At 73.5% G+C, this 18,892-nt stretch carries 17 protein-coding genes and 3 pseudogenes; 10 read left to right on the top strand and 10 right to left on the bottom strand.

The features are described from left to right. Positions 1–12: 12 nt before the first annotated feature. Positions 13–1,686, top strand: coding sequence for an FAD-binding dehydrogenase (locus IE255_RS36935; protein WP_190054800.1), 1,674 nt, complete (start codon positions 13–15; stop codon positions 1,684–1,686). Between the two features lie 22 nt (positions 1,687–1,708). Here IE255_RS36935 and IE255_RS36930 read toward each other — a convergent pair whose 3' ends face one another. Then, a complete protein-coding gene (locus IE255_RS36930) occupies positions 1,709–2,059 on the bottom strand; it encodes a DUF488 domain-containing protein (protein WP_190054799.1) in 351 nt (116 codons plus the stop codon). A 145-nt stretch (positions 2,060–2,204) separates the two neighbouring features. Here IE255_RS36930 and IE255_RS36925 point away from each other — a divergent pair, with 145 nt between their 5' ends. Then, entirely contained in the window at positions 2,205–2,648 is a 444-nt protein-coding gene (locus tag IE255_RS36925; RefSeq protein ID WP_190054798.1) for a DUF6098 family protein, read from the top strand. Positions 2,649–2,673: 25 nt separating this feature from the next. Here IE255_RS36925 and IE255_RS36920 read toward each other — a convergent pair whose 3' ends face one another. After that, positions 2,674–2,925: a WhiB family transcriptional regulator gene (locus tag IE255_RS36920; RefSeq protein ID WP_190054797.1), complete on the bottom strand. Its 252-nt coding sequence runs from the start codon at positions 2,923–2,925 to the stop codon at positions 2,674–2,676. Between the two features lie 175 nt (positions 2,926–3,100). Then, positions 3,101–4,000, bottom strand: a complete 900-nt coding sequence (locus tag IE255_RS36915; RefSeq protein WP_190054833.1) for a LysR family transcriptional regulator ArgP — start codon at positions 3,998–4,000, stop codon at positions 3,101–3,103. 69 nt (positions 4,001–4,069) lie between these two features. Here IE255_RS36915 and IE255_RS36910 point away from each other — a divergent pair, with 69 nt between their 5' ends. The 3 genes and pseudogenes from IE255_RS36910 to IE255_RS40640 all read left to right on the top strand — a co-directional run. Further along, positions 4,070–4,687 carry a LysE/ArgO family amino acid transporter gene (locus IE255_RS36910; RefSeq protein WP_190054796.1) on the top strand — a complete coding sequence of 206 codons (618 nt, stop codon included), beginning with the start codon at positions 4,070–4,072 and terminating at the stop codon, positions 4,685–4,687. A gap of 80 nt (positions 4,688–4,767) precedes the next feature. Then, positions 4,768–5,602, top strand: a pseudogene (locus IE255_RS40645) (MFS transporter); the annotation flags it as partial. Positions 5,603–5,767: 165 nt separating this feature from the next. Continuing rightward, a pseudogene (locus IE255_RS40640) lies at positions 5,768–6,214 on the top strand (MFS transporter); the annotation flags it as partial. A 44-nt stretch (positions 6,215–6,258) separates the two neighbouring features. Here the strand turns inward: IE255_RS40640 and IE255_RS36895 are convergent. From IE255_RS36895 to IE255_RS36885, 3 genes are all read right to left on the bottom strand, one after another. Further along, a complete protein-coding gene (locus tag IE255_RS36895; protein WP_190054795.1) occupies positions 6,259–6,714 on the bottom strand; it encodes a cyclic nucleotide-binding domain-containing protein in 456 nt (151 codons plus the stop codon). 263 nt (positions 6,715–6,977) lie between these two features. After that, the gene (locus IE255_RS36890) at positions 6,978–8,456 is read right to left on the bottom strand and encodes an aminotransferase class I/II-fold pyridoxal phosphate-dependent enzyme (RefSeq protein ID WP_190054794.1); all 1,479 of its coding nucleotides are present in this window, start codon (positions 8,454–8,456) and stop codon (positions 6,978–6,980) included. A 70-nt stretch (positions 8,457–8,526) separates the two neighbouring features. Next, the gene (locus IE255_RS36885; RefSeq protein WP_190054793.1) at positions 8,527–8,748 is read right to left on the bottom strand and encodes a hypothetical protein; all 222 of its coding nucleotides are present in this window, start codon (positions 8,746–8,748) and stop codon (positions 8,527–8,529) included. Between the two features lie 271 nt (positions 8,749–9,019). Between IE255_RS36885 and IE255_RS36880 the strand changes: the two genes are divergently transcribed. The 5 genes from IE255_RS36880 (at position 9,020) to IE255_RS36860 (ending at position 12,571) form a co-directional block, all read left to right on the top strand. After that, positions 9,020–9,454, top strand: a complete 435-nt coding sequence (locus tag IE255_RS36880; protein ID WP_190054792.1) for an ATP-binding protein — start codon at positions 9,020–9,022, stop codon at positions 9,452–9,454. A gap of 200 nt (positions 9,455–9,654) precedes the next feature. Further along, on the top strand, positions 9,655–10,518 hold the full coding sequence (locus tag IE255_RS36875; protein ID WP_190054791.1) for an RNA polymerase sigma factor SigF: 864 nt from the start codon (positions 9,655–9,657) through the stop codon (positions 10,516–10,518). Positions 10,519–10,546: 28 nt separating this feature from the next. Continuing rightward, entirely contained in the window at positions 10,547–10,810 is a 264-nt protein-coding gene (locus IE255_RS36870) for a DUF5133 domain-containing protein (protein WP_190054790.1), read from the top strand. Positions 10,811–11,271: 461 nt separating this feature from the next. Continuing rightward, on the top strand, positions 11,272–12,108 hold the full coding sequence (locus IE255_RS36865; protein ID WP_190054789.1) for a DUF1206 domain-containing protein: 837 nt from the start codon (positions 11,272–11,274) through the stop codon (positions 12,106–12,108). A gap of 28 nt (positions 12,109–12,136) precedes the next feature. After that, on the top strand, positions 12,137–12,571 hold the full coding sequence (locus tag IE255_RS36860) for a hypothetical protein (RefSeq protein WP_190054788.1): 435 nt from the start codon (positions 12,137–12,139) through the stop codon (positions 12,569–12,571). A 16-nt stretch (positions 12,572–12,587) separates the two neighbouring features. Here IE255_RS36860 and IE255_RS36855 read toward each other — a convergent pair whose 3' ends face one another. The 4 genes and pseudogenes from IE255_RS36855 to IE255_RS39750 all read right to left on the bottom strand — a co-directional run. Further along, the gene (locus IE255_RS36855; RefSeq protein ID WP_190054787.1) at positions 12,588–14,831 is read right to left on the bottom strand and encodes an FUSC family protein; all 2,244 of its coding nucleotides are present in this window, start codon (positions 14,829–14,831) and stop codon (positions 12,588–12,590) included. 91 nt (positions 14,832–14,922) lie between these two features. Continuing rightward, positions 14,923–16,296: an NAD(P)/FAD-dependent oxidoreductase gene (locus IE255_RS36850; protein ID WP_190054786.1), complete on the bottom strand. Its 1,374-nt coding sequence runs from the start codon at positions 16,294–16,296 to the stop codon at positions 14,923–14,925. A 218-nt stretch (positions 16,297–16,514) separates the two neighbouring features. Beyond that, positions 16,515–18,242 (bottom strand): PP2C family protein-serine/threonine phosphatase, encoded by a 1,728-nt coding sequence (locus IE255_RS36845; RefSeq protein WP_190054785.1) that lies wholly within the window; start codon positions 18,240–18,242, stop codon positions 16,515–16,517. After that, positions 18,239–18,847: pseudogene (locus tag IE255_RS39750) on the bottom strand (SpoIIE family protein phosphatase); the annotation flags it as partial. The gene IE255_RS36845 and the pseudogene IE255_RS39750, both read right to left, overlap by 4 nt. Between the last annotated feature and the right edge of the window lie 45 nt (positions 18,848–18,892).

Here is an 18,892-nt window from a genome sequence, read left to right as displayed (position 1 = left end):
GGGAACGGTCGCATGGATGCCGACGTCATCGTCGTCGGAGCGGGCCTGGCCGGCCTGGTCGCGGCACACGAACTGACCAGCAGGGGCAGGAGGGTCGCCCTCGTCGACCAGGAGAACGCCGCCAACCTCGGCGGACAGGCCTTCTGGTCCTTCGGCGGGCTGTTCCTCGTCGGCTCGCCGGAGCAGCGCCGCCTGGGCATCAAGGACTCCTTCGACCTCGCCTGGAGCGACTGGCGGGGCAGCGCGGGCTTCGACCGCCTGGACGACGAGGACTCCTGGGCCGTGCGCTGGGCGCGCGCCTACGTCGAGTTCGCCGCGGGGGAGAAGCGGTCCTGGCTCGACGGCCACGGCATCACGTTCCTGCCCACCGTCGGCTGGGCCGAGCGCGGCGACCTCACCGCGCACGGGCACGGCAACACCGTGCCCCGCTTCCACATCGCCTGGGGCACCGGCACCGGCGTCGTGGAACCCTTCGTCCGATACGCCGAGCAGGCCGCCCGCGACGGCCTGCTCACCTTCCACCACCGCCACCGCGTCGACGCGCTCGTCGTCGAGGGCGGCACCGCCCGGGGCGTGCGCGGCACGGTCCTCGCCGAGGACACCTCGCCCCGCGGCGTCGCCTCCAACCGCGACCCGGTCGGCGAGTTCGAACTCACCGCCCAGGCCGTCATCGTCACCAGCGGCGGCATCGGCGCCAACCACGACATCGTCCGCCGCTACTGGCCCGAGCGCCTCGGCACGCCGCCGAACGAGATGGTGACGGGCGTACCCGCCTACGTCGACGGGCGGATGCTCGACATCAGCGCCGAGGCGGGCGTACGGCTGGTCAACCGGGACCGCATGTGGCACTACACCGAGGGCCTGCAGAACTGGGACCCGATCTGGCCCGGCCACGGCATCCGCATCCTGCCCGGCCCCTCCTCCCTGTGGTTCGACGCCCTCGGCCGCCGCCTGCCCGGGCCGTACCTCCCCGGCTACGACACCCTGGGCACCCTGAAGCACCTGCGCACCACCGAGGACATCGCCGGGTACGACCACTCCTGGTTCATCCTCACGCAGAAGATCATCGAGAAGGAGTTCGCCCTGTCGGGCTCCGAGCAGAACCCCGACATCACCGCCAAGGACCGCACCGGGTTCCTCAAGGAGCGCATCCTCGGAAAGGGCGCGCCCGGACCGGTCGACGCGTTTCTGCGCAAGGGCGCCGACTTCGTCACCGCGCCCAGCGTCGAACAGCTCGTCGCGAAGATGAACGAGCTGACCGACAAGCCGCTCCTCGACGCGGCAGTGATCAAGCGCCAGATCGAGGCCCGCGACCTCCAGATCGCCAACCCCTACGCCAAGGACGCCCAGGTCCAGGGCATCCGCAACGCCCGCCGCTACATCGGCGACCGCCTCGGCCGGGTCGCCACCCCGCACCGCGTCCTCGACCCGGCGGCCGGCCCCCTGATCGGCGTCAAGCTGCACATCCTCACCCGCAAGACCCTCGGCGGCATCCAGACCGACCTCGACTCCCGCGCCCTCGGGACGGACGGCAAACCGGTCGAGGGCCTGTACGCGGCCGGCGAGGTCGCCGGATTCGGCGGGGGAGGCGTCCACGGCTACAACGCGCTGGAAGGCACCTTCCTCGGCGGCTGCCTCTTCTCCGGCCGGGCGGCGGGCCGGGCGGCGGCGAAGCAGACCGCCTGACCGTACGGGACGGCCCGTCGCCTCACGCTTCGAGGAGGCGGGCCAGCACCGCGGCGTGACTCCGCTCCGGCGTCTTCGACGCGGTCAGCAGGGTCACGTCGCCCTCGCGGGCCAGGTCCCGCACCCGGTCGAGGGCCTCGGCCGCCCCGCCGGCGGCGAGCTCCGCCTCGTACCGCCCGGCGAACTCCTCGTACGAGCCCTCACCCGCGTGGTACCAGCGGCGCAGCTCCGTCGACGGGGTGAGCGCCTTCGGCCACTCGTCCACGCGCGCGGCGTCCTTCGCCAGCCCGCGCGGCCACAGCCGGTCGACCAGGACCCGCGCCCCGTCCCGCTGCTCGGGCGGCTCGTAGACACGGCGGACGCGCACGCTCATGGACGACCCCCTTCGGCGGCGGACGGATCTGCCGCGAGCGTAACCCCGGCCGTGGCCGACAGCGCGTCGTGCCGAACGGCCGATTCCGCTCGCGCCGGGCGGGGTACTCCGTCCGCCTGACGGCGTCGAGGGAGGAGGTCACGACATGAGTGGATCGGACGACCTGCCGGTCGTGCGCACACTCGCCGAACTCACCGAGCTGGTCGAGCGGCACCAGGGCCTGTACGTCCGCTGGTCCCGCGGCCCGGCGACCGATCTCCGCGACGTGTCCAGCACCGACGATCTGACGGGCGTGTCCATGCCGGGCCTGTCCGCCAACCCGCTCGACGTCGAGGAGTGGTGGGAGGACCGGCCCGGCCGGGTGTGGGTGGCACGCCGCCTGCACGACTACGCGCATCTGCCGCACGAGAAGGGGCCCGGCGTCCGTCCCTGGGTGCTGGCGGGCAAGGAGACGGCACGCGGGCCCGACAACGAACCGCTGGTCACCGACGCCCGGCCGATGTGCTGGATCGACCAGCAGGTGATCGACGAGGCGAAGACGGAGGTGGCCCGGCAGGAAAAACCCTGGGGGACGCTGCGTCGCAGCTGAACCCCCAGGGCACGGCGGGCCGCTGTCAGCCGGAGCGGCGGCGGGCGGCCGTGCGCCGCTTCAGGGCACGCCGTTCCGTCTCGCTGGTCCCGCCCCAGACGCCGATGGACTGCCCGGTGTCCAGCGCCCATTCCAGGCACTGGTCCTGGACCGGGCAGCGCCGGCACACCGCCTTGGCCTTTTCCGTCTGGAAGAGGGCCGGGCCGGAGGTGCCGATCGGGAAGAAGAGCTCGGGGTCCTCGTGCCGGCAGGCAGCGTGGTCTCGCCAGTTGTCCATCGAAGTCACCTGCATCGCAGTAGAAACGTGTTCTTTCGGATGCTTACTCCCTTTCGGGTCACCTGTCGATGCGTGGTGAAACAGCGCCTTGCCGGAGAAGCGCTCACTGCTGGGGCAGGCCCCACGGGCCATGGACGGCGCGGCGGCCCGGCTGGACGCGGCCGGGGCCAGGGCGTCAGGGCCGTAGCGCCTCCGCGGCGGTCGCCGTCACCGCCTGTGCCACGTGCTTCAGCGCGGGGGAGTCGAGCTTCCACTGCTGCCAGTACAGCGGCACGTCGGTCACCCGTCCCCCGGCGAGCGGCACGAGGCGGCCGTCGCGCAGCAGGGGGCCCGCCTGGGCCTCGGGCACCAGGCCCCAGCCCAGTCCGGCGGCGACGGCCTCGACGAACCCCTCCGAGGTCGGCACGTAGTGCCGCAGCGCGCTCGCGTTGCTCCGCCCCCGGGTGAGGCGGCGGACGAAGCCGTCCTGGAAGTCGTCCCGCCGGTCGAAGGCCACCACGGGCGCGTCGGGCAGCACCTCCTCCAGAGGACCGCCGAGCCGGCGCGCGGCGAAGTCCGGCGTGGCCACCGGGAGGTAGCGCATCCGGCCGAGGGCCCGCACGGAACAACCCGGCACGGGATCCGGGGACGAGGTCACGGCCGCCATCACCACGCCCTCCCGCAGCAGCGCCGCCGTGTGGTCCTCGTCCTCGCGGCGCAGCTCGAAGCAGAGCCGCAGCTCCGGAGGCACCCGAGTAAGCACTGGGAGGAACCACGTCGCCAGCGAGTCCGCGTTCACCGCCACCGACACCCGCGTCGGCTCGCCGGTGCCGCTCAGGCCGAGTTCCGCGTACGCGTCGTGCTCCAGCCGCGCCACCTGGCGGGCCAGCCGCACCAGCACCTCGCCCGACTCCGTCGGCCGCACCGGCTTGGTGCGCAGCAGCAGGACCCGCCCCGTGCGCTGCTCCAGCGCCTTCACCCGCTGGCTGACCGCCGACGGCGTCACGTGCAGGGCGGCCGCCGCCGCGTCGAACGTCCCCTCGTCCACCACCGCGAGCAGGGTCCGCACCTGGTCCAGCGGAAGATCCGTCATCATCACGCCGGCTAATGATACGTAAGAATCCTTAGCTGTACGCGAGAGGCGTCCGTCCGTAGCGTCAAGGCCATGACCAGCTCCTTCACCGCCGCGGCCGCGGGTTTCGGCACCGGCCTCTCCCTCATCGTCGCCATCGGCGCCCAGAACGCCTTCGTCCTGCGCCAGGGGGTCCGCCGCCAGGCCGTCCTCGCCGTCGTCGGCATCTGCGCCCTGTCCGACGCCCTGCTCATCGCGCTCGGGGTCGGCGGCGTCGGCGCGGTGGTGGTGACCTGGCCGGGCGCGCTGACGGCGGTCGGCTGGATCGGCGGCGCGTTCCTGCTCGGCTACGGCGCCCTGGCCGCCCGCCGGGTGTTCCGGCCGGACGGCGGTGCGCTGCGGGCGGAGGGGGAGGCGGCCGGATCGGTGCGCCGGGCCGTCCTCACCTGCCTGGCGATGACGTGGCTCAACCCGCACGTCTACCTCGACACCGTGTTCCTGCTCGGGTCCGTCGCGGCCGACCACGGCCCGCTGCGCTGGACGTTCGGCCTCGGCGCCGTGCTGGCCAGCCTGTGCTGGTTCACCGCCCTCGGGTTCGGCGCCCGCCTGCTCGGCCGGTTCCTCGCCAACCCCGCCGCCTGGCGCGTCCTGGACGGCCTGGTCGCCGCCACCATGATCGTGCTCGGTGCCCTGCTCATCGCCGGAAGCTGAGACCGGCCGCCGAGCCAGCGGCGGCTGGTGCGATAGTGATCCCCGCCCGAAAGATGTAGCGAGCATCGAGGAAGCGGCGCGTGGACACGAGCGAGAGCAGAACCGAAGAGCGGGACCCCGGGCCGGAGACGCCCCGGCGGCGCGGCCGGCGCCGATGGGCCATGGACACCCGCCCCCTGCGCCGCCCCGCCTACCGCCGGCTGTGGGTCTCGACCATCGTCACGGCGGTCGGCAGCCAGCTCACCGCCGTCGCCGTGCCCAAGCAGATCTACGACCTCACGGGCTCCTCGGCGTGGGTGGGCGCGGCGAGCATGGCGGGCCTCGTGCCCCTCATCGTGTTCGCGCTGTGGGGCGGGGCGGTCGCCGACACCATGGACCGGCGCAAGCTGCTGCTGATCACCAACAGCGGCATCGCCGTCACGTCGGTGCTGTTCTGGCTCCAGGCCTTCGCCGGCCTGGAGTCGGTGGCCGCGCTCATGCTGCTGCTCGCGGTGCAGCAGGCCTTCTGGGGCCTGAACGCGCCCGCCCGCAACGCCTCCATCGCCCGGCTGGTCCCCGAGGACGAACTGCCCGCGGCCAACGCCCTGGGCTCGACCGTCATGCAGACCGGCCAGGTCGCCGGTCCCCTGCTCGCCGGCGCCCTCATCCCCGTCATCGGCCTGCCCGAGCTGTACCTCATCGACGCCCTGGCCCTGTGCGTCACGGTGTGGGCCGTGTACCGGCTGCCGCCCCTGGCCGGCACGGCGAAGCGGCGCGCGGGAGTGAAGGAGATCGCCGCGGGCTTCCGCTACATCTCCGGGCACACGGTGCTGCTGCTGTCCTTCCTCGCCGACATCGTCGCCATGGTCCTCGGCATGCCCCGCGCCCTGTTCCCGCAGCTCGCCGCCCAGACCTACGCGCCGTACGGCGAGGGACCGGGGCCCTTCTGATGGATCTCCGCGGCGTCGCGACGCCCGGCACGCACGCTCACCGCACGGCGCGAAGGGCCAGGTGGCTCCGCCACATGACCCTCCGCCCCGCACGCCGATCGCACGCACCGAACGCCGCTCCTTCTCCCACGGAGATCCATCAGAAGGGCCCCAGCTGGGCCTGCTGTTCGCGGCGATCCCCATCGGCGCCGTGCTCGGCGGGCTGTTCTCCGGCACCTTCTCCCGGGCCCGGCGGCACGGCTGGATGGTCATCGGGGCGGTCGTCGTCTGGGGCGTGGCCATCACCGGCTTCGGGCTGAGCCGCAGCCTGTGGGTCGCGGTGGCGTTCCTCGCCGTCGCCGGGGTGGCCGACATGGTCTCCATGGTCTTCCGCGGGGCGATCCTGCTGTCCGCCGCCACCGACGAGATGCACGGGCGCATGCAGGGCGTCTTCACCGTCGTCGTGGCGGGCGGCCCGCGCCTCGCCGACGTGCTGCACGGCACCGCGGGCTCCGCCTTCGGCCCCCGCACCGCCGTCGCGGGCGGCGGACTGCTGGTCGTCGCCGTGATGCTGGTCCTGGCCGCGGCCGTACCGGCGCTGCGGCGCTACCGCGTCTGAGACCTCACAGCGCCGGTCCGAGCCTCACAACGCGGTCCGACGCCTCACAGCGCCCCGCGCCGGTGCAGCGTGTACTGCTCCATGAGCTTGCCCCGGGTCATCTCCAGCCGGTGCGCGAGCACCTCGGCGACGTTCCGCACCAGCGTCAGTCCCAGCTGCGGATCCTCCTCGCACAGCCCCAGCACGGCCCGCGCGTCGAACTCGTAGGCCCTGACCGGGCTGAACGCCACCGCGCCGAAGTCCCACGTGTACGGCGGGAACAGCCAGGACCAGCCGAGCAGGTCGCCCGCGCCGAGGCTGGCCACGGTCACCCGCTGCAGGGAGTTCACCTGCTGGTCCAGGGAGACCGCGCCGGAGCGGATGACCCAGAAGCGGTCGGCCGTGCCGCCCGCCTCGAAGATCCGGGTGTCCTCGGGGAAGGACACCTCCCGGGCGAGCGTCATCAGGCGCTGCCGCTGGGGCGGAGGCAGGGCGGTCAGGAGTTTGATCGCTTTGGTCATGCGGAGCTCCTCGCCGGGCGGTCGACTGCGGTGCTGTCCCTACGCCCATTTCAGCGGCTGGCGGGGCCCCGGGCACCTCGGCGTGCGCGACTTTCTCCGGGCATGAGAAAGCCCTGGCTGGACGGGGGAAACCAGCCAGGGCCGTAAGCGGTGGTACACGGAGGACAACGGTCGACTCCGTCACCACGTATGAATGAACCGTAAACCATCCGCGCGGCCGTGCGCCTGCGTGGAACCGGTTGCGTGACCTGTTTCACTCGGTGTCACCGCGACTCCTCCGCGACCACCCGGACCGTCTCCAGCTCCGGGTCCGTCGGGTCGGGGAGGTGCATGCCCGCGGCCAGCCCCGTGCGCAGATACGCCAGCACCGGCTCGGTGAGGCGCTCACCGGGCAGGACGGCCGGGATGCCGGGGGGATACGGCGTGATCATCTCCGCCGCGACCCGCCCGGCCGCCTCCGCCACCGGCACGTCCTCGGCGGTGCCGAAGAACGCGTCCCGGGGCAGCACCGCCTGCTCCATCCGCAGCTCCGCGGGCGAGGGCACCTCCACCCGCGGCGCCCGGGGCAGGTCCGGCGCGGCGCGCGCGAGGTCCCGCAGCGCCTCCAGCAACTCCCCGGTCGTCTCGCGGTCGTCACCATGGGTGATCTGCGCGCCGATGCGGCGGTGGTCCACCAGATGCGCGTCGATCCGCCGGTGCTCGCGCAGCCAGTCCGCCGCCTGGAAGCCCGTGATCCCCAGGCCGGTGAGGTCGATGACGCCGGGCAGCGGGTCGAGGTCGTCGGACAGCCCCGGGCCGCAGAAGTCGTCCCGGCCGTTGACGTGCAGCCCGTCGATCTCCTCGATGGCGGCCCGGACCTCGGCCGTGAGGTCCAGCGCGCCGCCCATCAGCTCCTTGCCGTGCAGCGCCATCTGCCGCCGCCAGCCGTCCAGCCCCGCGAAGATCAGCGACGACGGGCTGGTGGTGCCCAGCAGGTCCGCCCGCATCCCCAGCAGTGCCGGCGGGACCAGATCGCCCTGGAGATGGAAGACGGAGCCCTGCTCCAGGCCGCTGCCCATCTTGTGGATGCTCGTCACGCAGATGTCCGCGCCCGCGTCCATCGCCCAGGACGGCAGGTCGGGGTGGAACGGCAGATGCGCGCCCCAGGCCTCGTCCACGATCAGCGGCCGCGCGCGTCGGTGGCACACTTCGGCGACCGCCCGCAGGTCCGCGCAGCCGCCGTACGGCGTGGGACTCGTGACCAGGGCGCCGCGCGCGTCCGGGTGGGCCTCGAAGGCCCGCTCGAAGTCCTCGGCGGACGGCGGATGGGCCAGATGCCGCTCGGCGTCCCAGCGGGGCTCGACCCAGACGGGCTCGACACCGGAGATGATCAGCCCCGACACCACCGACTTGTGGGCGTCCCGGCCGATCAGCAGCTTCTCGTGCGGCCCCGCGACCGACAGCATCGCCGCCTTCACCGACAGGGAACTCCCGCACGTGCTGAAGAACGTGTGATCGGCGTGCACCGCGTCGGCCATCAGCTCCTGCGCCCGCTGGAGCACCCGGCCCCGGGTCAGCCGGTCGTCCAGGCCGCCCGAGGCCAGCACGTCCCCGAGGAACACCGCGTCACCGAGGACCTCCCGGACCTCCGGGTCCGCGCCGCGGGCCTGCTTGTGCCCCGGCGGCGTGAACGACAGGTGCCCCTTGCGGCGGTAGGCGTCCAGGGCTTCCAGAACCGGTGCTCGGGTGTGGTCGACTGTCATGCGCACCGGGTTCCCGGCCCGTGCCCTCGCAATCAGCCCGGGCCGGGCACCGGGCACGGGCGCCGCCGGGTCAGCCCTGCGCGGTGCGTTTGCCCGGGGTCAGGATCTCGTCCAGCACCGTGAGCACCGCCTCGTAGGACATCCGCCGCACGGTCGCGTCCCGCGCTCCCTGCGGGTCGGTCGCGTCCAGTTCCTCGCTCCTGCTCCGCCACGTCCGTTCCTCCTCGGCCGCGCAGGCCCTCGCGCGCTGGATGCGCCGCAGCAGTTCGTCCGAATCCACCACATCGGTCATGGGACACCGCGTACCCCGGGAGAGCGCGGCGATGGCACCGACTCACGGCCGTTCGACGTGTTTTCGGCCTTCGGGGCGCGCCGGAGGTTTGCAGGTGCGGGGAGAGGTCAGCCGAAGAGGGAGACCCGCGGCGCTCGCGCGGTGCGCGCCCCGGACGCCGCGGCAGGTTGGAGGAAGCAGCGGGTCCGCGGGCCCCAGGTGCGCCCGTGCGGACGGCCCCGGACGGCGGTCCGGATCCGGCTTCCGTCCCCAGTGACCAGGGAGCTTCAGGATGTGCGAGGAGCACACGATCGAATCTGTATTCGAGCCGCCCGGCGCGGGCCGGACCCGGCCGTGCAAACCCGCCGAGGCGCGCCGGGCGGTGGAGCGCGCCGTGGCCGAACGCTGCCGCGCCACCCACACACCGTGCGACGCGGACGCCCTGTCCGACGCGCTGCTCGTGGCCTCGGAGCTGACGACCAACGCGATCCTGCACGGCGGCGGCGTCACCGACTTCCGGGTGGACATCGACGGGCCCGGTGTGGCCGTCTCGGTGAGCGACCGCAGTGACGAACTGCCCGTCACCCCGCCCCGCACCGATCCGCACGGACGGCTGCGGCACGGCGGCCACGGCTGGCCCATCGTCTGCCGGCTCTCCCGCGACGTCCGCGTGTCGGACCTGCCCGCCGGCGGCAAGTGCATCACCGCCGTCGTGCCCCTCGTCTGAACAGCGGCGCGGTAGCCCCCCGGCAGATTGCTCTGCAAAGTGGAGTTTGTTCTACCGGGTGCAGGGCAGACGCAGTTTCGTGCTTCGGACCGGAGGCGCGCCAGCGGGAGCGGTATGACTGCCCCGGAGGCCGTCCAGGCGATCCGGGCGTGACGCTCCCGCGGTACATCCCTGAAACGACCGTTCAGGAGCGAATCCGCATGCTCATCGATACGCCCACCAACCGTCCCGGCACGCCCGAAACGACGACCGCCGCTCCCCGGCGGCGCCACGACGACGCCCCTGACACCGCGGCCCTCTTCGCCCGGATGGCGGAGCTGGAGGAGGGACCCGAGCGGGAAGCCGTCCGCGACGAGCTCGTCACGCTGTGGCTGCCCATGGCCCACCGCATCGCCGGCCGCTTCCGCGACCGCGGAGAGTCCATCGAGGACCTCCGCCAGGTGGCCGCCCTGGGGCTGGTCAAGGCCATCGACCGGTTCGACCCGAGCCGGGGTGCCTTCGAAAGCTACGCCGTGCCCACCATCACCGGTGAGGTCAAGCGGCACTTCCGGGACCGCATGTGGGCCCTGCGAGTCCCCCGCCGTGTGCAGGAACTGCGCAACAAGGTGCGGGTGGCCCGCCGTGAACTCACCCAGAACCCGGGCAGCCCCGAGCCCTCCGTGGCGGACATCGCCGCCCACACCGGCCTGACCGAGGAAGAGGTCGGCGCCGGGCTCGAGGCGCTGGACAGCTTCAGCACCCTGTCGCTGGACGCCGAGCTCTCGGCCGACGACGACGGCTACAGCCTCGCGGACACCCTCGGCGCGGCAGACTCGTCCTACGACGTCGTCGTCGACCGCGAATCCGCCAAGGAGGGCCTGCGCCGCCTGCCGGAGCGCGAACGGGCCATCCTCTACATGCGCTTCTTCGAGGACATGACACAAAGCCGCATCGCCGACCACCTCGGCATCTCCCAGATGCACGTCTCCCGCCTCATCAGCCGCAGCTGCGCCCGCGTGCGCGACGAGGTCCTGGGGCAGCGGACGGGCAACCGGGGCACCGGCGGCACTTCCACGACGGCCTGACCAACCGACCCCACGAGGAGCGAACTACATGCTGAGGCCCCATCCAGCCGTGCTGCGCCGACTTGTCGACGAGTACGAGGCACTGTCGGCCGCCGAGGCCGCGCGCGGACCGGCCGAGCTGAGCCCCCGCGCCCGCGACCTGGCGTACACGCTGTGCGTGTCCACCGGCACCCGGGACGTCAGGCGCGCCCTGGAGGCGGCTCACCAGTGGCTCGCGGCCGCACCCGCACCGGCCCGCGAGACCGCTGCCCTGGCCACCGAACAGCGCGTCCCGGCCACGGAGAACGCCTGATCCACGGCTGGGTGTGACCCGACGGGGAAGGCGAGGCGGAACACGAGCCCGGCCGACGGCGACAGCCGCGGCCGGGCTCGTGCGTGGCATGCCGCCGGAGCGGTACGCGCTCGCGCTCCCCGGCGCCGCGAGCCCCTTCGTCACGGGCGGCGCCGGCAGCCCGCGGTCGCCGGGCCGGACACTGTGCCCGGCGGGCAGGTCTCGCCGCGGGAGCGGTAGGCGCTGCCCGGCGCCGCTAGCGCCTCGGCCTGCCGGACCGGGTCCCTGCCCCGGCGGGCGTCCGGCAGCCGGAACCGGCCCGGCACACCGTGCCCGGCCGGCACGTCTGTCGGACCGGGTCCGCCGCGCCGGGTGTCCGGCAGACCCCAACCGGCCCGGCACCGACCGGAATCCCCTGGTCCGGAGGCCGCGCCGGGTGTGCGGTGGCCGAGCCGGGGCATCCGGAGGGCCGGGAGGTCGACATGGACACGAGTGCGTTGGCACAAGGTCGGTTCCGGGCCCGGCGAGCGGCGCGGGGTTCGGTGACCGAGGGGGCGGCACGTGCGGGCCTCGCCGCCCGTGGCGTGATCTACCTGCTCGTCGGTGCGCTGGCCCTGCAGATCGCCTTCGGCGACACGGGCGAGCAGGCCGACCGCGGGGGCGCCCTGGCGGAACTGTCGCAGAAGCCGTTCGGCGCGGTGCTGCTGTGGGCCCTGGGCATCGGGCTTGTCGGCATGGCCCTGTGGCGGCTGTCCGAGGTGCTCTTCGGCTCCGTCGGGCAGGACGGCCGCAGCGCGCGCAAGCGGCTGCTCGCGACGGCCCGCTGCGCGTTCTACGCCTTCGTCGCCTACTCCGTGCTCTCCTTCGCGGCGAGCCGCGACCAGAGCGGCGGCGGCTCCAGCGACCAGCAGTCCCGGGACGCCACCGCCAGGGTCCTGGAGATACCCGCCGGGCAGTGGCTGGTCGGCGCCGCCGGGATCGCGATCGTCGCGGTGGGCGGCTGGATCGGCGTACGGGCGGTGCTCCGCAAGTACCACGACAAGCTGCGGCTGGGGCAGATGAGCCAGCGGACCCGGCAGCTGGTGGACGTCACCGGCGTGGCCGGCGGCGCCGCCCGCGGGCTGGTCTTCGCCGTGGCCGGCCTCTTCGCCGTCCGTGCCGCCGTCGACTACGAGCCCGACCGGGCCAAGGGCCTGGACGACACCCTGCGCAGCTTCGCCGACACCCCGCTCGGCCCCTGGCTGCTGGTCTGCGTCGCGGCCGGGCTCGTGCTCTTCGGGGTGTTCTCCTTCGCCATGGCCCGCTGGCGACGCGTCTGAGCCGCGCCGTACGGGGAACACGGGACGGATGAGCGATTCCGAGATTCCGCATGGCGACGGCCGGCCCGTGGACATGTACCTGGACCTCCTGCGCATCCGGATGGACACGGAGGACTACCGCCTCCTGATGCGTGTGGTGGAACCGGTCCTCGAGGCGATCGACGAGGAACGCCTGTCCAGCCTCGACTTCGCGCTCGACTCCGGGGCCAATGACGAACTGCCCCAGGAGGTGCGTGACGAGGTGGCCCTCGTCATCGCCACCGCCGTCACCGGCCGCCTGGACAACGAAGTGATCGAACTCGACGTCGACGAGACCGGCCCGGTCCGGATCGTCACCGACGCGACCACCGCGTCCGACCCGGTCCGCCTCGGCGAGATAGCCGACTACATCAAGGAACGGCACCGGCAGACCGAGGAGCTCCGCGGCATCGCCGAGGTGAGCGGGCTGCCCACCGACTTCTGACCGGCGGGAGCCCGCGTCACTGCTGGGGCGCCGCCACCGGCACGTCCAGCGGCCGGGCCAGGCCCACCACGGCCTCGTCCAGCCGCTCCAGATGCCGCAGCACGCGGTCGGTGATGCGGCCGTAGCGCGGTGTGCCGGCGTCGGACCCCAGCAGCGAGGCGATGCTCGGCCCGGTCTCGACCTTCGCACCGGCGTGCTCGTCCGCGACCCGGGCCGCGATGGTCTCGATGTTGCGCACCGTGCGCCCCGCGGCCCCGCGCAGCCTCGGGTCCGCCGCGATCGAGGGATGCGTGGGCAGCAGCTCGGCGGTCGCCGCCAGGGACCGCGCGTGGTACGCGCAGGTCTCCAGCAGCGCCACCACGTACCGGGCCGTGTGGCGCCGGGCCCGCAGCGGCGTGACCGGGTGGGTCAGCGGCTGGGTGGCGGCCCGCAGGTCGGCCAGCGCCTGGTCCAGGTCGCGCGCCTTGTCCAGCAGGTCGTCCGCGGGCCCGCCGCTGAGCTGGCCGACCGCGGCCTCCGTCACGGCGGCCAGCCGCTCCAGCACGGTGCCGAGCAGCTCGTTCGTCCGGCGGTCCGTCCGCACCGGCAGCACCAGCGCCGCCGCGACGACTCCGCAGGCCGCACCGAGCGCCGTCTCCTCCACCCGCAGCAGGAGCACGTCGAGGCTGTAGGTGTGCAGCAGCGTGTACAGCAACCCCAGCATCGCGGTGACGAAGAACGACATCAGCGTGTACGACAGCGGCGCCACGTAGAACATCGCGAAGATCAGCACCAGGACCAGGGCGAACGCCGTCCAGGTGTGCTGTCCCACCAGGCCCGCCAGCACGATGCCGGCCACGACGCCGAAGACCGTGCCCAGCAGCCGCCGATAGCCCTTGACCAGGATCTCGCCCGTCGAGGCGGTGTTCAGGAAAACGATCCAGCAGGTCAGCACGGCCCAGTACCAGCGCTGCGTGGACAGCAGCTCGCCGCCCACGATGGCCAGCGTCGACCCGACGGCGACCTGTACGGCCGCGCGCGTGGTGGGGCGCCGCAGACCCCTGTCCTGCTCCTCCTGCGCCGGCTCCTCGCCGCCGTCGATCGCGGCGTCCTCGGCGTCCAGCTCCTCGCGGGAGCGGGCCGTGGCGGGGGAGTCGTCCGACTCGTCCTGCGGGCCGTCCAGCGCGATCCGCAGCCCCAGCACCGCCCGCGCGGCCTCACCGATGGCCCGGAAGACGTCCTGGACGGCGGCCGGAGCGGGCGGCAGGTTGTCCTCGTCCCGGTAGCCGAGGAGCCGGTTGCGCACATGGGCCAGCGCGGTTCCCGAGTCGCCCCTCCCGGCCCGCAGCACGAGGGTGCGCAGCGCCTGGAGATCACGGCGGAGCGTGGCGGTGGCCTCGTCCGGCACGGCCGGGTGCCCCACCGACGGCGCCGGGGCACCCGGCAGGTGCAGGGTGAGGGTGTCGGCCCGTTCGGCGCTGCGGGAGGTCAGCAGCAGCAGGCCGAGCCGCTCGGCGGCGATCTCGGCGTCCGCGATCCGGCGCTGCACGAGCCGCGCCACCGACTCGTCAGGAGTGCCCTCCTCCAGCCGCGCCTGGATCATCATCGCCGTCTCGTGCAGCCGCGCGGTGCCCTCGCGCACGGCCTCCAGAGCCTTGTCCATCTCGTCCGGGCCGGCGTCGAGGAGGTCGAGCTGCGCGGAGACCAGCTGGGCCAGCCGGGCGCGGAAGGCCAGCCGCAGCCGCAGCAGGACGCCCGCCGGGGTCGCGGGCACGACCGCGAACCGCATCACCGCGCTGGAGCAGAACGCCAGGGCGATGGCGCCGCACAGCACGGGCAGCGCCGAGACGGTGGCGCCGACGAACAGGGACAGGAAGTAGACCTGGAAGCCGATCAGCCCCAGCGCGGTGCCGCGGTCGCCGAACCGGCGGCCGTAGACCGCGCAGAAGATCAGGACGACGAAGAAGACGTCACCGACGACGAGACGCGTGTTCAGCACCGCGCCCAGGGACACGGACGCCAGCGCCACCGGCAGCCCCCACGCCAGTGTGACGGCCTGCGCGCCGAGCTGCTTCTCCTGGATGGCGAAGGTGGCGACCATCGCCGCCATGGCCCCCGCCACCAAGTGGTGCACATCCGCCCGCAGCAGGGAGAGCACGAGCAGGGTGAGGGCGATGGCGCCGACCGTCCGCAGCCCGGCCGTCAGACGCAGCAGTCCGGGGTCGGACGCCGCGATCCGGTCCCGCAGTCGTGTCCGCACCGAGCGTCCCGCTGCCCTCACGCCGCCGCACTCTCTCCCGACTCGCACTCACACCAAGATCCGCACCTCAGCATGTCATGCCACGAGCGGAAGCTCCCGTCCGGGCCGGGCGCTACTCCTGCCGGCCGGCTCCCTCGACGTGCTCCCGCACCTGTTCCGGCGTCAGGTAGGCGTCCGTGTACTCGAAGTCCTTCAGCCGGGCGGCCTTGCGGGCCTGGAAGCCGGTGCGGACGAAGTCGTCGCCGGCGATCGCGTTGAGCAGCCAGTTCGTCATCACCCGCGTCTTGGCGACGTTGGTGCGCAGCGCCGACCAGTGGTACCCGCGGGCGACGGCCTGGGCGGGCAGGCCGCGCAGTTCGATGCCCAGCGGCTTGGAGACCGCGTCGGTGCCGCCGAGGTCGACCACGAGCCCCAGGTCCTTGTGGACGTAGGGCTTCATCGCCTGGCCCCGCAGCGTCGCGATGACGTTGTCGGCGACGTGCCGGCCCTGCCGCAGGGCGTGCTGCGCGGTGGGCGGGCACATGGCGCTGTCGTCGCCCTTGGCCAGGTCGGGCACGGCGGCCGAGTCGCCGAGCGCGAACACCCCGTCGCTGCCCGGCAGGTTCATCTCGGGGGCGACCGCCAGCCGCCCCTTGACCGTCTCCGCGCCGAGCGTGGCGATGAGGGGACTGGCGACGACCCCGGCCGTCCAGATGAGCGTGCGGGTCGGGATCACCCGCCCGTCGGTGAAGGTGACCTCCTCGGGGCCCGCCTTGGCGATGGAGGTGCCCAGGGAGATCTCGATGCCCCGCCGGCGCAGGATCTCCTGCGCGCTGCTGCCGAGCTTCTCGCCCAGCTCCGGCATCAGCTTCGGCGCGATGTCGATCAGATGCCACTTGATCAGCCCCGGGTCGAGGCGCGGGTAGCGCTTGACGGCGGCGTGCGTCAGACGCTGGAGGCACGCCGCGGTCTCGGTGCCCGCGTAGCCGCCGCCGACCACCACGAACTGCAGCCGCGAGGCCCGCTCCTGAGGGTCCTGGCTCGCGTCGGCCAGGTCCAGCTGGGAGATGACGTGGTCACGGATGTACGCAGCCTCGGCGAGCGTCTTCATCCCGAACGCGTGCTCCGTCAGCCCGGGGATGTCGAAGGTGCGGGTGATGCTGCCGGGGGCCAGCACGATGTAGTCGTACGGCTCGTTGACGATCCGGTCGGTGATGGTGCGGATGACGCAGACCTTCGCCTTCAGGTCCACGCCGATGGCGCCGCCCGGGATGATCCGCGTGCGGTACTTCTTGCTGCGGCGCAGCGAGACGGCGATCGACTGCGGCGTCAGCACCCCGGAGGCGACCTGGGGGAGCAGCGGCAGGTAGAGCTGGTAGGCGAACGGCGTCACCAGCGTGACGTCGGCCTCGTCCGGGGAGAGTTTCCGTTCCAGGCGGCGGACGCACTCCACGCCGGCGAAGCCTGCGCCAACCACCAGGATCCTGGGTCGTGTCACGGTGTTCATCCCTTTCTGCGGCTCCAGGCGGTCTGCCTCGAACGCCTTTCGACTGCCCCTGGATCGCCGGTTCGCACCCCTTCGATCCCACCCCGTGCCCGACCGGTACGCCAGCCGGACGCGGCATGCAGACGAACGTGTCGATCACCACCATGCCCGCACCGTGGCCGAAAAGCACCAGGCGGGAGTGAAGAACGCGTGCACACCCGGTCCCGCGCGACCTGACGTCAGGCCGCCGCGTCCCCTTGGAGATGACACAGCAGCAGGCACACGTCGTCGTCGCGCTCGGAGTCGCTCAGCAGCGGATGCAGGATCCGGTCCGCCGAGCCCTCCAGGTCCGCGTCCAGCTCCGCGGACCGGAACCCGCCGAGCGCCGTGGCCAGCCGCTCGATGCCCGGGTCTATGCCCTGCGCGCGCCGCTCCACCAGACCGTCCGTGTACAGCGCGAGCGTCGAGCCGGGCGCCACACGCACCGTGTGGTCGTCGATCTCCTGGGTGAGCGGGATGCCGAGCATGGCGCCCGGCTTGGCGTCGAGGGTGCGCACACTGCCGTCGGGCAGGCGCAGCACCGGCGGCGGATGGCCCGCGGCGGCCCAGGTCAGCGTGGGCTCGTCCGGGTGGAACCGGGCGATGACGGCGGTGGCGTACAGGTCCGGCTGGAGATGGTGCAGGAACCGGTGCAGCCGGGTCAGCAGCCGGCCCGGGCTGTCGCCGTCGACGGCGTAGGCCCGCAGCGCGGTGCGCAGCTGGCTCATCATGACGGCCGCGTGCAGACCGTGCCCGGTCACGTCGCCGATGACGGTGATGAGCCCGCCGTCCCGCTGCGGGAACGCGTCGTACCAGTCGCCGCCGATGTTCAGGCCGTGCGTGGCCGGCAGGTACCGCGCGGCCAGGCTGAGGCCGGGCGTGGCCGGCAGGTCCGTGAGCAGGGCGCGCTGGAGTGTCTCGGCGATGTCCCGGTTGTGCTCGAAGCGCCGGGCGTTGTCGATCGCGATGCTGGCCCGGCGGGTCAGCTCGATCAGCATCACCGCGTCGTCCGGGTCCCAGCGCCCGCCGGGCGGCGACAGCGTCAGCACGCCCAGCGGCGCCCGGCGCGTCGGCAGCGGGACGCACAGCAGCGGCCGCGCCGGGTCCAGCGCCGACGGCGGCTGGTCGTCGACGCCGGGCAGGTTGCCGGGATGGTCGGCGGCGTACTGGGGCCGGCCGGTACGGGCCGCGACCACGGCCGCCGCCGGATGCGGCGACGAACGGTGCTTGTCGTCCTCGTGGTCGAACAGCCAGACGTCGACGCTGCTCGCGTACTCCGGCACCAGCAGGTCCGGCAGCCGGCGCACGATCTCCTCGTGGTTGAGGGAGGCCGTCAGCACGGCGCTCGCGTCCGCGAGGAACGTCAGCCTGCGGCGGGCGCTCTCCGCCTCGTTGCGGGCGCTGCGCTCGGCGGCGAAGGCCTCGCGCTGTGCCCGGCCCGCCGCGTCCAGCTCGGCGTGCAGCGCCAGGACGCCCTGGTTGGTCTGGTGCAGCTCCTCGCGGTGGAAGGCGACCAGATCCTCCTGCTCGGTCAGCTTGTCCAGCACCACGGCCGTGTCCTCGTCGGCGCCGAGCAGCGCCTCCGCGAGGGCGGCCGGGTCGTCGGCGACGGTGCCGCCCTCCCCGGCCTGGGCCGCCTCCGGGCAGGGGACCGTGACCTCCCAGGGCGGCTCCCCGGCGGCGCACGCGTCCGGCGACGGGGTCACCACGGCGTGCAGCAGGCCCTCCTCGGCGGGCGACCCGGCGAGGTTCAGGGTGAGCCGCCAGGTGCCGCCCTTGGTGAGGCACTGCCGCAGGTGGGCGCTGAGGGCGGTGGTCAGCCTGGTCCGTTCGAGGGTGGGCACACCGTAGGCGGCGGCCAGGCGCGCCAGGGCGATGCGGGCGCGTGCCGCGTCGGTGACGGTGGTGATCTGCCAAGTGCGCATCATGGGCGGTCCGGCGGGGTCGGAGTCAGCACGGCCACTGCGGTGTCGTCCCGCACCGGGCGGGCGGGACTGCTCGCGTCGCGTATCGTCACGGCGGCCGTCACGGCCGGGTCGGCCGCCGGCGGACCGGCGTCGGACGGCGGCGTCCAGCGGCTGGGCAGGCCGTCGGTGTGCAGGATCAGCAGCCGGTCGGCCGCCCAGTCGGCCTCCTCCTCGCGGAGGGTGGTGGGCCGGTGGACGCCGACGATGCCGGGCCGCGACAGCAGCGGACGCCAGGTGCCGTCCGCGCGCAGCCGCGCGCCCACGTTCCCGATGCCGGCGAACCGCAGCCGCCCGGCACTCAGATCGACCTGGGCCACGGCGACGGCCGCGCCCCGGGTGCCCCTCAGCGCGTCGTGGAGCCGCCGCAGCGCTTCGGCGGGGGAGAGGCCGGCCCAGCGGTGCAGCTCCGCGACCGCGGCGGACGAGGCCCGGGCGGCCTCCGGCCCGTGCCCCAGCCCGTCCGCCAGCATCAGCGTCACCCGGTCCCCGGCCCGCGCCCACGTCCACGCGTCCCCCGAGTACTCGGCCCCGCCGTAAGGGATGTTCACACCTCCGGCCCGCACTCCCCCCAGGGGCATGGAGGGCCCGCGCAGGGGGCCGGCCACCACCGC

Source organism: Streptomyces lomondensis (genome assembly GCF_014651035.1).
In the GTDB taxonomy this organism is placed as follows: domain Bacteria; phylum Actinomycetota; class Actinomycetes; order Streptomycetales; family Streptomycetaceae; genus Streptomyces; species Streptomyces lomondensis.
Note: the sequence above shows the minus strand (reverse complement) of the source record. Positions and strands in the feature narration are given on the sequence as shown.

What these genes read in the sequence shown, in the direction of transcription:
- IE255_RS36890 (WP_190054794.1), bottom strand. Translation starts at nt 8,456, where the DNA reads ATGACAGTCGACCACACCCGAGCACCGGTTCTGGAAGCCCTGGACGCC.
- IE255_RS36865 (WP_190054789.1), top strand. Translation starts at nt 11,272, where the DNA reads ATGGACACGAGTGCGTTGGCACAAGGTCGGTTCCGGGCCCGGCGAGCG.
- IE255_RS36920 (WP_190054797.1), bottom strand. Translation starts at nt 2,925, where the DNA reads ATGGACAACTGGCGAGACCACGCTGCCTGCCGGCACGAGGACCCCGAG.
- IE255_RS36895 (WP_190054795.1), bottom strand. Translation starts at nt 6,714, where the DNA reads ATGACCAAAGCGATCAAACTCCTGACCGCCCTGCCTCCGCCCCAGCGG.
- IE255_RS36935 (WP_190054800.1), top strand. Translation starts at nt 13, where the DNA reads ATGGATGCCGACGTCATCGTCGTCGGAGCGGGCCTGGCCGGCCTGGTC.
- IE255_RS36925 (WP_190054798.1), top strand. Translation starts at nt 2,205, where the DNA reads ATGAGTGGATCGGACGACCTGCCGGTCGTGCGCACACTCGCCGAACTC.
- IE255_RS36845 (WP_190054785.1), bottom strand. Translation starts at nt 18,242, where the DNA reads ATGATGCGCACTTGGCAGATCACCACCGTCACCGACGCGGCACGCGCC.
- IE255_RS36885 (WP_190054793.1), bottom strand. Translation starts at nt 8,748, where the DNA reads ATGACCGATGTGGTGGATTCGGACGAACTGCTGCGGCGCATCCAGCGC.
- IE255_RS36870 (WP_190054790.1), top strand. Translation starts at nt 10,547, where the DNA reads ATGCTGAGGCCCCATCCAGCCGTGCTGCGCCGACTTGTCGACGAGTAC.
- IE255_RS36850 (WP_190054786.1), bottom strand. Translation starts at nt 16,296, where the DNA reads ATGAACACCGTGACACGACCCAGGATCCTGGTGGTTGGCGCAGGCTTC.
- IE255_RS36930 (WP_190054799.1), bottom strand. Translation starts at nt 2,059, where the DNA reads ATGAGCGTGCGCGTCCGCCGTGTCTACGAGCCGCCCGAGCAGCGGGAC.
- IE255_RS36915 (WP_190054833.1), bottom strand. Translation starts at nt 4,000, where the DNA reads ATGATGACGGATCTTCCGCTGGACCAGGTGCGGACCCTGCTCGCGGTG.
- IE255_RS36860 (WP_190054788.1), top strand. Translation starts at nt 12,137, where the DNA reads ATGAGCGATTCCGAGATTCCGCATGGCGACGGCCGGCCCGTGGACATG.
- IE255_RS36910 (WP_190054796.1), top strand. Translation starts at nt 4,070, where the DNA reads ATGACCAGCTCCTTCACCGCCGCGGCCGCGGGTTTCGGCACCGGCCTC.
- IE255_RS36875 (WP_190054791.1), top strand. Translation starts at nt 9,655, where the DNA reads ATGCTCATCGATACGCCCACCAACCGTCCCGGCACGCCCGAAACGACG.
- IE255_RS36880 (WP_190054792.1), top strand. Translation starts at nt 9,020, where the DNA reads ATGTGCGAGGAGCACACGATCGAATCTGTATTCGAGCCGCCCGGCGCG.